Source organism: Bacillus sp. RB3, from assembly GCF_030164735.1.
In the GTDB taxonomy this organism is placed as follows: Bacteria; Bacillota; Bacilli; order Bacillales; family Bacillaceae_G; genus Bacillus_A; species Bacillus_A cereus.
The window spans coordinates 32,368-45,048 of the sequence record NZ_JASNGE010000007.1 but is presented as its reverse complement, the minus strand read 5'-3'; the positions used below and the strand labels follow the sequence as shown (position 1 = coordinate 45,048).

Here is a 12,681-nt window from a genome sequence, read left to right as displayed (position 1 = left end):
TAATCTACTTTACAGAATAGGTGATAAACATGCTGAAAAACTTATTAGAAAATGTAAGTTTGTTAGAAAATATTTATAAAATGTCTATAGCCGTTCTACTTTTATGTTCAGTTTTTTCTGTTAGATTTCTAAAAAAAATAAAACGCGAACGAAAACTTACTACCTTTGAATTTACTATGTATGTAATTATTCGCATTGCGATATTTTTTTGGTTAACTAGCTTTATTCTTCTTGAATTTAATGAGTATCTAGTTTAACTATAAAAAAGATAGAACAAGCACTATATTTCCTCGCTTGTATCTATCTTTTTTATTTAGATGCTTATTCTTCCCTTCTATTAAATAAGCAAATCAAACAAAACAGGGTTTTTATTAAGCTCCATAAATTGAATATTATTTTCTTTAAAGCGAGTAATTAATTGCTCATAATCTTCTTTATGTTTTAACTCTACTCCGACTAATGCTGGACCATTTTCCTTATTATGTTTCTTAATATACTCAAAACGAGTAATATCATCTTCTGGCCCCAATCCTTTATCAAGAAATTCTCTTAACGCGCCTGAACGCTGTGGGAATTCAATGATGAAATAATGCTTTAACCCTTCGTAAATGAGAGATCGTTCTTTCATTTCTTGCATTCTATCAATGTCATTATTTCCACCACTTAGCGTACATACAACTGTTTTACCTTTTATTTCATCCCTGTATAAATCAAGTGCTGCAATAGAGAGTGCACCAGCCGGTTCAGCTACAATCGCATTTTTCTTATACAGTTCTAAAATCGTCGTACAAACTTTCCCCTCTGGTACTAAAACGATGTCATCAATTACATCTTTACAAGTTTCAAAAGTTAACTTTCCTACCTTTTTAACCGCTGCCCCATCAACAAAACTATCTATTTTCTCTAATGCGACATTATCATTTTGAAGAAAAGCCTCTTTCATAGAGGCAGCTCCCATCGGTTCTACACCAATAACCTTTGTAGTAGGACTAACACCTTTTACATATGTACCAACACCTGATGCTAATCCACCACCGCCGATTGCCGTAAAGATATAATCAACCGGTTTCTCCATATCATGCATAATTTCAACTGCCACTGTCCCTTGACCAGCAACTACATACGGATCATCAAACGGATGAACAAATGTCATTCTATTTTCTTCACAATAACACTGTGCTTCTTGGAAAGAGCTATCGAATGTATCACCAACTAATACAATCTCTGCGAAATCACCACCGAAAAATTGTACTTGTGATACTTTTTGTTTCGGTGTTGTTGTGGGCATAAATATTTTCGACGGAATCTTCAATAAATTACATGTATAAGCAACTCCTTGCGCATGATTACCAGCACTTGCACAAACAACACCGTTTTGTAACTTTTCTTTCGGTAAACTTTGAATCAAATTGTATGCACCACGAATTTTGAAAGAGCGAATTAATTGTAAATCTTCTCGTTTTACATAAACGTCACAATCATATTTCTCAGATAAAACTGTATCACGTTGTAACGGTGTTTTAATAACGATATCTTTCATGCAATTATGAGCCATTAAGATATCTTCAATTTTCACTCTCTCCTTTACCTTTTGCACCATTATATATCATCCTTATCTTTTTTAAATTGGCTCAATCAAAATGTGGGATTTTCAGAACAGCCCCTGTATTCGCCGATGTTACCATTTGTGCATAACGTCCAAGCCAGCCAGTTTTCACTTTCGGTTCTGGTCGTTTCCATTCTTTTTTACGCTTATCTAATTCTTCATTACTCACTCTTACTTCTAGCAAGCGTTCTTCAACATCAATACATACAATATCCCCTTGTTCAAGAAGTGCGATCGTTCCACCAGCTGCTGCTTCTGGTGAAATATGTCCTACTGAAATTCCACGTGAAGCTCCAGAGAAACGTCCATCCGTTAATAATGCAACCTCAGCACCTAATCCCATTCCAGCAATTGCTGATGTTGGTGCTAACATTTCTGGCATACCAGGGCCACCTCTTGGTCCTTCATAACGAATGACAACTACATCTCCTTTTTTCACTTTCCCAAGCATAATGCCAGCAAGTGCCTCATCTTGTGAATTAAAAATAACGCAAGGTCCTTCAAAACGCTTTACCTCTGTTGCACCGCTTTTAATAACCGCTCCATCTTTCGCAAGGTTGCCTTTTAATATACGCAATCCTCCTTCCTCACTATGAGGGTTTTCAAGAGAGTGAATAACTTCCTTATCTTTAATCTCTGCCTCAGCAATATTTTCTCTTAATGTTTGCCCAGTAGCAGTTATTCGATCAAGATGAAGTACTCCTTCTTTCCGGCTCATCTCTTTCAAAATTGCACTAATCCCGCCCGCACGATCAATATCTTCCATATGCCAATTGGAAGCAGGGCTTACTTTACATAAATGTGGTACACGTCTTGAAACGGCATCAATACGGTTCATATCGTAATCTAATCCAGCCTCTTGCGCGAGCGCCAATGTATGCAACACTGTATTTGTTGAACCGCCCATCGCCATATCAAGCGCAAACGCATCATCAATTGCTTCTTCCGTTACAATGTCTCTTGGTTTAATATCTCTTTCAATTAAAATTTTCAATTTCTCTGCTGCTTGTTTAATTAACTCTTCACGTCTTGGATCAATTGCTAAAATACTTCCGTTACCAGGAAGAGCTAAACCTAACACTTCACATAAACAATTCATAGAGTTCGCGGTAAACATACCCGAACAAGAGCCACAAGATGGACAGCCATGATCTTCAATATCTTTTAATTCTTCTTCTGAAATTTTCCCAGATTGATAAGCTCCTACTCCTTCAAAAACGGAACTCAGATCAACAACTTCTCCTTTAGATGTTTTTCCTGCTGCCATTGGGCCGCCTGAAACAAACACAGTCGGAATATTAATACGTAGTGCAGCCATCATCATACCTGGTGTAATTTTGTCACAGTTTGGAATACAAATCATGCCGTCAAACCAGTGTGCATTTACAACCGTTTCTACTGAATCTGCAATTATTTCACGACTCGGAAGAGAATAACGCATACCGATATGTCCCATCGCAATACCATCGTCAACTCCAATTGTATTGAATTCGAATGGTACCATACCTGCCGCACGAACTGCCTCTTTTACAAGTTTCCCAAACTCGTTCAAGTGTTTATGTCCTGGAATAATTTCAATAAAAGAATTACAAATCGCTATGAAAGGTTTATCAAAATCTTCATCTTTCAAACCAGTTGCTTTTAATAAACTACGGTGCGGCGCTTTATCAAAACCTTTTTTAATCATGTCACTTCTCATCTTGTCAAATCCCCTCTTACATATTTTTCATTTATACTCTCTTACTCTATTTCTTTACTAATTCTTTCGGTGCATGAATCCAACTCATCATTTCACGAAGCTCTGCTCCCACTTTTTCTAATTGATGATTTTGTTCTGCTTTTTTCATTGCGTTATACGTCGGACGCCCTGCTTGATTTTCTAAAATCCATTTCTTCGCAAATTCACCTTGCTGAATTTCTGTCAGAACACGCTTCATTTCCTTCTTCGTTTCATCTGTAACAATTCTCGATCCTGTTACATAATCTCCAAATTCTGCCGTATCTGAAATAGAATGGCGCATATTCGTTAATCCACCTTCGTACATTAAGTCAACAATTAGCTTTAATTCATGCAAACATTCAAAGTATGCAATTTCAGGACGATATCCACCTTCCGTTAACGTTTCGAACCCGGCCTTCACAAGTGCAGTTACCCCGCCGCAAAGTACAGCTTGCTCACCGAATAAATCCGTTTCGGTTTCTTCTTGGAATGTCGTTTCAATTACACCCGCACGTGTACAACCTACACCTTTTGCATACGCTAATGCTACATGTAGCGCTGTTCCCGTCGCATCTTGATGCACTGCGACTAATGCCGGAACACCATTTCCTTCTTGATATACACGGCGAACGAGATGACCTGGACTTTTTGGCGCAACCATTGCTACATCTACGTAACTTGGCGGATTAATTTGGCCGAAGTGAATGTTAAATCCATGTGAGAAAAGTAACATTTGTCCTTCACGGAGATTCTCTTCTACTTCTGATTTATATACATGTGCTTGCTGTTCATCTGGCAATAACATTTGTACAACTTGTGCGGTTCGAACCACTTCTGAAACAGACATTACTTCAAATCCATCTGCTTTTGCTACTTCATACGATTTACCAGGTCTAACACCAACTACAACTTCCACACCTGAATCACGTAAATTTTGTGCCTGCGCATGCCCTTGAGATCCATAACCAATTACCGCAACTGTTTTCCCTTGTAATAACTCTACATTTGCATCTTTCTCATAATACGTTTTCATACTCCATACACCCCTTATAATTTATTTACTTGCAGTACATCAATTAATTTTTTCAACTGACTAACAAGTAATGTCGCTTCATTTTCAGTACAAACTGCTGTGAGTTTCATTTCAGAAACGCCACTCGTATCTCTTTCGTTTAAATGTAAAGAAGAAATATAATAGCCACGCCGAGCAAAAATTCCACTTATACGTAATAAGACACTTGGCTCGTTATGAATAACGAGTGAAAAAGTATGACTCATTCTTCCCACCTCTTCATAATCATTTCGTTATTCCCTTTGTTTGGCGGAACCATCGGAAATACGTTTTCACCTTCTTCTACACAAAAATCAACTACGACAGGACCTTCGTGAGCAAATGCTTCTAACACCACTTGTTTCGCCTCTGTTGAATTTGTCGCCCTTAATCCCTTCACTCCATAAGCTTCTGCCACTTTCACAAAATCTGGTGAGCCAATTTTTGACTCTGATAAACGATTTTCATAAAACATTTCTTGCCATTGCCTTACCATCCCTAAAAATCTGTTATTTATAATAAATACTTTTACAGGGATGTTATTTTCAGCAATTGTTTGTAGTTCTTGAATGTTCATTTGAAAAGAAGCATCACCTGCAATACAAACGACGAGTTCTTCTTCTTTTGCAAGCTGAGCACCAATTGCCGCTGGGAACCCAAACCCCATTGTTCCTAATCCTCCAGAGGTAAGGAACGTCCGAGGTTTTCTTGCTTTATAGAAGTGAGCAGCCCACATTTGATGCTGTCCTACTTCTGTTGTGACAATCGCTTCACCATTCGTTAATTCACTTACTAAGTTGATCACATGCTGTGGTTTTAACTCAGATTCTTTTTGCTTATAAGAAAGTGGATATTCTTCTTTCCATGCCTTTACTTTCTGAAGCCATTCATCTGTTTGTGTATAAATAGACATATGTAACAACATGTGTAACGCTTTTTTCACATCACCAACAATCGGATGCTCTACAGTTACATTTTTATGAAACTCAGAAGGATCAATATCAATATGTACTTTTTTCGAGTGCGGAGAAAAAAGTTCTAATTTCCCTGTTACACGATCATCGAAGCGAACACCTAATGCAAGTAGTAAATCACATTCTGTTACCGCCATATTAGCAGCGTATGTCCCATGCATACCAAGCATCCCTAGAAACAATGGATCTCCCGGTGGATATGCACCAAGTCCCATTAAAGTTGAAACGACTGGAATACGGTTCTCCCTTGCGAATTCGAAGAGTTCATCGGATCCACCTGAATGAATGACACCTCCTCCAATATAAAGAAGTGGACGCTTTGATTTTGAAATTGCTTTAGCCACCTCTCTAAGTTTCATGCTGTCTGGTACAAGTTCTGGTTTGTACCCCGGAATATCAACTTCTTCATTAAAGAAACTGGTGACTTTTGCATTTTGAACATCTTTTGGAATATCGATTAATACTGGTCCCGGTCGTCCGCTTTTGGCGATGTAAAAAGCTTCTTGCACAATTCGTGATACATGATTTACATCACGAACTTGGTAATTATGCTTCGTAACAGGTACTGTAATTCCGACAACATCCGCTTCTTGAAATCCATCTTTACCAATTAAAGGCGTTGCAACTTGGCCGGTAATGACAACTAAAGGAATCGAATCCATATAAGCGTCTGCTAAGCCCGTAACTAAATTTGTCGCCCCTGGGCCAGAGGTAGCAAAGACTACCCCGACCTTCCCAGAAGCTCTCGCATATCCTTCAGCCGCATGAATGGCAGCTTGTTCATGACGAGTTAAAACATGTTTCAAACCACTTTCGTATAACGCATCGTATACTGGTAAAATCGCTCCGCCTGGATAGCCGAAAACGGTCGTTACACCCAATTTCTTCAAACCTTGAATCACGTGCCCAGCGCCTGTCATTTCTTCACACTGTAACTTCTCATACGCTGTATACTGCTGCTTCATTTCAATTAACTCCTCTCCTTATTTATGCTAAGCTTTCCGTCAGCCCGGGAACACGTACTCCTCTTTCTCTCGTTAATTTTTTAAATTCTTCGGTCAATTGTTTCGTTACACTTCCTGGTTTCCCATCTCCAATTTCTCTCGAATCAACTTTTACAACTGGAATTAACTCCGCTGCTGTTCCTGTTAAAAATACTTCATCCGCTACATATACGTCATGGCGAGTGAATGGTCTTTCCTCACACGGAATACTCAGTCGTTCACATAGCTCGATAACACTATTTCTCGTAATACCTTCTAATGCCCCTAAATAGGATGGCGGGGTTAATACTTTTCCATCTTTCACAACGAAAACATTATCGCCAGAACCTTCACAAACATATCCTTGTTGATTTAACATAAGAGCCTCTAACACTCCTGCTTGTGCCGCCTCAATTTTTACAAGTACGTTATTTAAATAATTCATTGACTTAATACGTGGATCTAACGCGTCTGGCGTATTACGTCTTGATGCAACAGATACAACGCTTAGCCCATTATCATAAAATTCTTGTGGGAATAACTTTAATTGTTCTGCAATGATAATTACGCTCGGCTTCACACAACTTCTCGGATCGAGTCCTAAGTCACCTTTTCCTCTTGAGACAATTAAGCGAATATAAGCATCAGCGTATTCATTTTTTTGGAGTGTATGTAAAACTGCTTCTTCCATTTCTTCTACCGTCATTGGAATTGTTAGTAAAATAGATTTCGCTGATTCATACAATCGTTTCACATGTTCTTTTAAACAAAATACATTTCCTCCGTAACTACGAATTCCTTCAAATACACCGTCTCCGTATAAAAAACCGTGATCATACACTGAAACAACTGCCTTTTCTTTTTCTACAAATTCCCCATTCATGTAAATGTACTGGTTTCCCATCTCACATCGCTCCTCTTTTTTCTCTATTTTTGCAATCTATTTCTACATCGATTGCTGAGATGAGTAATTTTAACAGAATATTCAGTATATAAACCTTAAAAATATACTCGTCTCAACAATCGATTACTTACATACTTGTAGCAATCCATTGCTGAGACGAGGGAATCGTGGTACCACTCAGCTTCCTTATACTTCTCACGAAATATAAGCTCTGCAAGTCCAATTAGACTTTTGTTTTTCTATCGGGAACAACCCCGCTACTTTTTACTAGTTTTCAAAAGTAGTGCTCCAAGGTGATTTTCAATGAGTGAATTGTTACCACCCTCACAGCCTCGGGGCAGCTCTCTGAAACAATCTTTATCATTTACTCTCCTCTTCTACGCATTCTCTTCTTCTATTTTTAAAAATAAAAACTCTCGCCTCAGCAATCAACTACTACAATTTAGTAGCTTTGATTGCTGAGGCGAGAGTTTCGCGTTACCACTCAGCTTCCTTATACTTCTCACGAAATATAAGCTTTGTAGGTCCAATCAGACCTCCGTCCTTTTACCGGAGACGATGCCGCCGCCCTCTACTCAGTTTCCCTTTCGCAAGCGATGCTCCGAGGTGATCTTCAATGATTCGATTGTTACTACCCTCACAGCCTTGGAGTAGCTCTCTGAAACGATCATAATCATCTACTTTCCTCTTCTTTGCATATACAACATATAAAGTTAGAAAATTCTCAATTAACTTTTATTTGTTACACGTATTATAGGACGTTGTTCTTTTCGTTGTCAACATGTTTTCTCAAAAAAATCAAAATTCATTCTATTTATTTTTTCTCAAATCAAAATTGGAATGCATTACTTATATACACTCATATATTACTTAAGTATGTTTGCATTACCACATAAAGAAAAACTTATAAAGTTTATGAGGAGATGAGGAAACTATGTTAAAAGGGAAAGTAGCGTTAGTTACAGGAGCAAGCCGAGGAATTGGACGAGCGATCGCTAAACGTTTAGCAAATGACGGTGCATTGGTTGCTGTTCATTACGGTAATCGAAAAGATGACGCTGAAGAAACTGTTCATGAAATTCGATCAGATGGTGGCCAAGCTTTTTCTATCGGCGCAAATTTAGAATCCTTACACGGTGTAGAAAACCTTTATAACGCTTTAGATACTGAATTACAAAAGCGCACTGGTGAAACACAATTTGATATTTTAATAAACAATGCTGGCATTGGTCCTGGTGCTTTTATTGAAGAAACGACTGAACAATTTTTTGATAGAATGTTTTCAGTAAATGCAAAAGCACCATTCTTTATCATTCAACAAGCACTGCCACGTTTACGTGACAATAGCCGAATTATTAATATTTCATCCGCTGCCACCCGCATTTCTTTACCTGATTTTGTTGCATATAGTATGACGAAAGGCGCTATTAATACAATGACTTTTACGCTAGCAAAACAGCTTGGAGCACGAGGAATAACGGTGAATGCAATACTTCCAGGATTTATTAAAACAGATATGAATGCAGAACTCTTGAGCGACCCGATGATGAAGCAGTACGCTACTACTATTTCCGCTTTCAATCGCTTAGGTGAAGTAGAAGACATTGCCGATACTGCTGCATTCCTTGCTTCTCCAGACAGCCGCTGGGTAACTGGACAATTAATTGATGTGAGCGGAGGATCTTGTTTATAAAAAACATATATTTTCAAATCTTTTTTATTGCGCAATAAAACAATTTATATAATACTATATAAAACATATACATTTAGGAGGATTACAGCAATGTCCGAAAAAACATACGAACTCGCAACCTTCGCAGGCGGTTGCTTTTGGTGCATGGTAAAACCATTTGATGAACTTCCTGGTATTCATAAAGTACTTTCTGGCTATGCAGGAGGTCATGTAGAAAACCCAACATATGAACAAGTAAAAGCTGGAACATCTGGACATTTAGAAGTTGTTCAAATTACATTCGATCCTTCTATTTTTCCTTATCAGAAATTACTAGACTTATATTGGCCACAAATCGATCCAACTGATGATGGCGGACAATTTTTTGACCGTGGTCCATCTTATCGTACCGCTATTTTTTATCATAACGAAACACAAAAAGGGCTTGCTGAAAAATCAAAACAAGCTCTTACAGAAAGCGGTATGTTTAAAGATCCAATCGTGACTGAAATTCGTCCTGCTGCACCTTTTTACGCAGCAGAGGAATACCACCAACATTTCTATAAAAAGAATCCAGAGAAATATGCTACTGAGCAAAAGGAATCTGGTCGTGAAGACTTTATTAAAGAAAATTGGCAAAAAAAATAATAAAAACGCATCGTGCTTTTTTAATACGATGCGTTTTTATTTTTGATAAAAGTACCATACAATGATGAGAACAACCGCTGTTAATGCCCAAAGCGCTACTTCATTTTTCACTCTACTCTTTTTCTTAGTCATTTCATCTCCTCCTAATAGCAATACAACGTATTCAAGATTTCCTCTGTTTCAGTGTCCACCTTATATACATAAATACATCCTTACCAATCCTTATAACAAGACCACCAATGATTCCGATTGCAATTGAAATTACTAACATTTGTCCAAAGCTAAAAGAATTTGTGTACGTTATGTAAAGAACGATACATATAAGTAAAACATCCGGTAAAGAAAGCAAAAACCTTTTAAGCATTCCTTTATCTCCTCTATACTTTATTTATATCTTCTACTGTAATTTTGAAATATAGTTTGTTCAAAAATTCCATTTAGGCCCTCATTTTATGAAAAATAATAAGAATCCCTTTTCAAAAGAGATTCTTATTCAGTAGATTTAAGTTTAATTATTTTCTACATATCCTATTCCATAATTACTCCTAAAATAGAATAATATTACTAATCATTTATTGTAAATTGACTATTTGCCAGGCAACCGAATGTCGCGCCAGCTACCTACATCGCATTGGCCAAATTCATTATTACCTACCGCGATCACCGTGCCGTCTGATTTTAGTCCGACTGTATGTGCACAACCAGCCGCTATCGCTACAATATCTCTCCAATCACTTACGTTACATTGACCATACTCATTCCAACCCACTGCCACCACGGTACCGTTTGATTTAAGTCCGATTGTATGATTCGTACCAGCCGCTATTGCTACAATATCTCGCCAGCCACTTACATCACACTGGTTATGTTTATCATTCCCCACTGCTGTCACCGTACCGTCTCGTTTAAGACCAACAGTATGAAGATACCCAGCCTTGACCGCTACAATACCTCGCCAGCTACTTACATTGCATTGACCATATCGATTATTCCCCACAGTCGTCAATGTGCCGTCCAATTTAAGACCGACTGTATGCCAGTCACCCGCTGTGACTGCCACAATACCTTGCCAACTGCTTACATTGCATTCTCCTTCTTTATTTCGGCCCACCGCTACTACCGTGCCATCCGATTTCAGGCCAATAGTACGACGCCACCCTGCCGCAACCGCTACAATATTATGCCAATCGTTTACATCACATTGTTCATGCTTATTCCACCCCACTGCTACCGCAGTACTGTCACATGTAAGACCGATTGTATGAGCATTACCCGTGTTCGTTGCCATATGAACATTGCCCACTGCGACTGCTTCAATATCTCGCCAGCCACTTACATTACATTCCCCTTCTTTATTCCGGCCCACCGCTACTACCGTGCCATCCGATTTCAGGCCAACTGTATGACAACGCCCCACCGCTATCATATCTTTAGGCCATCGCTTCACTTTTTCTTTCGATAAAAGGTAATCCATGTTTTACCTCCTTGCATATAAGCAACTGTATCATAATAGATATTTTTATCAAATTTCATTATAAATCTACATTTACAAAGAAAGCTTATTTTACTTCTTCAAAAAATAAAAACCTCCAGTTTAAATACTAGAGGTTTTCTCGTTATTTCTTCAAGCGTTCAATAAAATCGTTCAATTTATCTAGCGATTTCATATTCTGATTGCAAGCTACACCATCTTTGCAAATGTAGTTTCCCTTTTTAACGAAAGTTCCTGGTACATCGCCTTTAATTTCAACTAAAAACATTCCTACTTCTTCATGTCCATGACATAACGAACAAATGCTTTTTTTATTTAAACTTTGGAACGTTCCTTGCAGACCAACAAATTTATTTTTATCATTTTTCGCTATAATAAATTTCCTGCTTGATCCCTTATCAATCCAGCTTAAATAAGATATTTCTTTCATATCTATTTCTTCCATATCAGGAAGTTTTAACTTTTTCGCCTTAGGAAATAACTTTTTTAATGTTTGTGCTGTAACTTCTTGAAACGGAATTACATACGGATTTATTTTCATTAAAAATGATTCTGCATCTTCTCTATTTTGAACTGTTAATACCGTATCAATTAACTCTTTCTGTTCATCCGTTAAATTCTCAAATACATGTATTATCTTTTCAATCGCAAGCGATTTTAACGCTTGAATTACACCTCTATCATTTGCCGTTGCATGCCCGTTTGCTAAAATATAAGCTTGTGATTTTATAAAATTATATTGATCACTTCTAATAAACGCTTCCATCTTTATCACTCCATACAAATTGTTGATCTAGTTTTATTGTATACAATGATTACGTTTTTTGATATGTAAAAGATAACTTAGAAACAAACATTACATATATCACTTATTCTCTACCGCTGCATTTCCTGACAAAAGAAGCCATCATCTGTTTTCCATTCCGCATATAATACGTCTTCAAATTTAGTAATTCCTTTTTGCTTTATTTGTTTATAAAGCCACCCTTCATCAAATCCCGCTTCCCTCAAATTATCCTTAACTACTTTTCCATCACTAATTAATGAAATTGGTAAGTATACAGGCTTATGTTTTAAACTTAAATCATTTACAGTAGGAGATTCGTATTTACTTTTTTTCAAAACGCTTATGTTTCCGTTAGGTTCCAATATCATATATTCAACTTCTCGGATTGAAAATATATCTTTTTGTTGCCTAAGCATTTGTTGTAATTGGTTTATATCCAAATGATTTACGCTTAATTGTTCACGATCAATCTTTCCATTACGAATAATAATTGAAGGATATCCTTCAAAAAACCTTCTTGTCCCTCTTACTTTTTGTGTTATCACTTCAATAGTATAAATTAAAATTACCCAAACAAATACTGAATATAAAATAGACCATACTTTAATTTTAGGATCATATATTGAATTTCCAACGAGCTCACCTAGGACGATTGCAGAAATAAAATCAAAGGGCGTTAGCTGAGATATTTGTGTTTTCCCTAATATTTTTGTAGCAATTAATAGAACAAAAAAACCAATTAAAAGCTCTATCGTTATTTGTCCAATATGATTCATATATGTTCACCTTTCTACTCTTCAAATGTTCTGTATAGCATTTAATAAAAAAACGGCACATTTTTTCT

At 37.2% G+C, this 12,681-nt stretch carries 13 protein-coding genes and 1 other annotated feature; of the genes, 3 read left to right on the top strand and 10 right to left on the bottom strand.

Features of this window, described 5'->3' with window-relative positions; all coding sequences use genetic code 11:
* The first annotated feature begins 29 nt into the window (after positions 1-29).
* Positions 30-257 (top strand): hypothetical protein, encoded by a 228-nt coding sequence (locus tag QO049_RS11695; RefSeq protein WP_000916802.1) that lies wholly within the window; start codon positions 30-32, stop codon positions 255-257.
* Between the two features lie 80 nt (positions 258-337).
* Here QO049_RS11695 and ilvA read toward each other — a convergent pair whose 3' ends face one another.
* From ilvA to ilvE, 6 genes are read right to left on the bottom strand one after another with little or no spacing between them, the layout of a single operon-like run.
* Positions 338-1,600, bottom strand: a complete 1,263-nt coding sequence (gene ilvA, locus QO049_RS11690) for a threonine ammonia-lyase IlvA (protein WP_000250323.1) — start codon at positions 1,598-1,600, stop codon at positions 338-340.
* Between the two features lie 31 nt (positions 1,601-1,631).
* Positions 1,632-3,305 carry a dihydroxy-acid dehydratase gene (ilvD, locus tag QO049_RS11685; RefSeq protein WP_001255818.1) on the bottom strand — a complete coding sequence of 558 codons (1,674 nt, stop codon included), beginning with the start codon at positions 3,303-3,305 and terminating at the stop codon, positions 1,632-1,634.
* A 46-nt stretch (positions 3,306-3,351) separates the two neighbouring features.
* Positions 3,352-4,359 carry a ketol-acid reductoisomerase gene (ilvC, locus tag QO049_RS11680; protein ID WP_098878690.1) on the bottom strand — a complete coding sequence of 336 codons (1,008 nt, stop codon included), beginning with the start codon at positions 4,357-4,359 and terminating at the stop codon, positions 3,352-3,354.
* A 14-nt stretch (positions 4,360-4,373) separates the two neighbouring features.
* Complete coding sequence (locus QO049_RS11675; protein ID WP_000019916.1) at positions 4,374-4,604, bottom strand: ACT domain-containing protein; 231 nt, start codon at positions 4,602-4,604, stop codon at positions 4,374-4,376.
* Entirely contained in the window at positions 4,601-6,316 is a 1,716-nt protein-coding gene (gene ilvB, locus QO049_RS11670) for an acetolactate synthase large subunit (RefSeq protein WP_000813474.1), read from the bottom strand. The genes QO049_RS11675 and ilvB overlap by 4 nt, the downstream gene beginning before the upstream one ends.
* 22 nt (positions 6,317-6,338) lie before the next feature.
* On the bottom strand, positions 6,339-7,238 hold the full coding sequence (ilvE, locus tag QO049_RS11665) for a branched-chain-amino-acid transaminase (protein ID WP_000528156.1): 900 nt from the start codon (positions 7,236-7,238) through the stop codon (positions 6,339-6,341).
* 149 nt (positions 7,239-7,387) lie between these two features.
* Positions 7,388-7,627 (bottom strand) — a binding site (T-box leader).
* A gap of 545 nt (positions 7,628-8,172) precedes the next feature.
* Between ilvE and QO049_RS11660 the strand changes: the two genes are divergently transcribed.
* Together QO049_RS11660 and msrA are read left to right on the top strand one after the other, a co-directional pair.
* Positions 8,173-8,931, top strand: coding sequence for an SDR family oxidoreductase (locus tag QO049_RS11660; protein WP_000911808.1), 759 nt, complete (start codon positions 8,173-8,175; stop codon positions 8,929-8,931).
* Positions 8,932-9,021: 90 nt separating this feature from the next.
* Positions 9,022-9,558, top strand: a complete 537-nt coding sequence (gene msrA, locus QO049_RS11655) for a peptide-methionine (S)-S-oxide reductase MsrA (protein WP_001291887.1) — start codon at positions 9,022-9,024, stop codon at positions 9,556-9,558.
* Positions 9,559-9,721: 163 nt separating this feature from the next.
* Here msrA and QO049_RS11650 read toward each other — a convergent pair whose 3' ends face one another.
* From QO049_RS11650 to QO049_RS11635, 4 genes are all read right to left on the bottom strand, one after another.
* Positions 9,722-9,922: a hypothetical protein gene (locus QO049_RS11650; protein WP_246962524.1), complete on the bottom strand. Its 201-nt coding sequence runs from the start codon at positions 9,920-9,922 to the stop codon at positions 9,722-9,724.
* Between the two features lie 222 nt (positions 9,923-10,144).
* A complete protein-coding gene (locus QO049_RS11645) occupies positions 10,145-11,032 on the bottom strand; it encodes an RCC1 domain-containing protein (protein ID WP_246962522.1) in 888 nt (295 codons plus the stop codon).
* Positions 11,033-11,174: 142 nt separating this feature from the next.
* A complete protein-coding gene (locus QO049_RS11640) occupies positions 11,175-11,816 on the bottom strand; it encodes a FusB/FusC family EF-G-binding protein (RefSeq protein ID WP_246962520.1) in 642 nt (213 codons plus the stop codon).
* A 110-nt stretch (positions 11,817-11,926) separates the two neighbouring features.
* Positions 11,927-12,613 (bottom strand): DUF421 domain-containing protein, encoded by a 687-nt coding sequence (locus tag QO049_RS11635; RefSeq protein WP_001015535.1) that lies wholly within the window; start codon positions 12,611-12,613, stop codon positions 11,927-11,929.
* Positions 12,614-12,681 lie beyond the last annotated feature (68 nt).

What these genes read in the sequence shown, in the direction of transcription:
- QO049_RS11695 (WP_000916802.1), top strand. Translation starts at nt 30, where the DNA reads ATGCTGAAAAACTTATTAGAAAATGTAAGTTTGTTAGAAAATATTTAT.
- ilvA (WP_000250323.1), bottom strand. Translation starts at nt 1,600, where the DNA reads ATGGTGCAAAAGGTAAAGGAGAGAGTGAAAATTGAAGATATCTTAATG.
- ilvD (WP_001255818.1), bottom strand. Translation starts at nt 3,305, where the DNA reads ATGAGAAGTGACATGATTAAAAAAGGTTTTGATAAAGCGCCGCACCGT.
- ilvC (WP_098878690.1), bottom strand. Translation starts at nt 4,359, where the DNA reads ATGAAAACGTATTATGAGAAAGATGCAAATGTAGAGTTATTACAAGGG.
- QO049_RS11675 (WP_000019916.1), bottom strand. Translation starts at nt 4,604, where the DNA reads ATGAGTCATACTTTTTCACTCGTTATTCATAACGAGCCAAGTGTCTTA.
- ilvB (WP_000813474.1), bottom strand. Translation starts at nt 6,316, where the DNA reads ATGAAGCAGCAGTATACAGCGTATGAGAAGTTACAGTGTGAAGAAATG.
- ilvE (WP_000528156.1), bottom strand. Translation starts at nt 7,238, where the DNA reads ATGGGAAACCAGTACATTTACATGAATGGGGAATTTGTAGAAAAAGAA.
- QO049_RS11660 (WP_000911808.1), top strand. Translation starts at nt 8,173, where the DNA reads ATGTTAAAAGGGAAAGTAGCGTTAGTTACAGGAGCAAGCCGAGGAATT.
- msrA (WP_001291887.1), top strand. Translation starts at nt 9,022, where the DNA reads ATGTCCGAAAAAACATACGAACTCGCAACCTTCGCAGGCGGTTGCTTT.
- QO049_RS11650 (WP_246962524.1), bottom strand. Translation starts at nt 9,922, where the DNA reads ATGCTTAAAAGGTTTTTGCTTTCTTTACCGGATGTTTTACTTATATGT.
- QO049_RS11645 (WP_246962522.1), bottom strand. Translation starts at nt 11,032, where the DNA reads ATGGATTACCTTTTATCGAAAGAAAAAGTGAAGCGATGGCCTAAAGAT.
- QO049_RS11640 (WP_246962520.1), bottom strand. Translation starts at nt 11,816, where the DNA reads ATGGAAGCGTTTATTAGAAGTGATCAATATAATTTTATAAAATCACAA.
- QO049_RS11635 (WP_001015535.1), bottom strand. Translation starts at nt 12,613, where the DNA reads ATGAATCATATTGGACAAATAACGATAGAGCTTTTAATTGGTTTTTTT.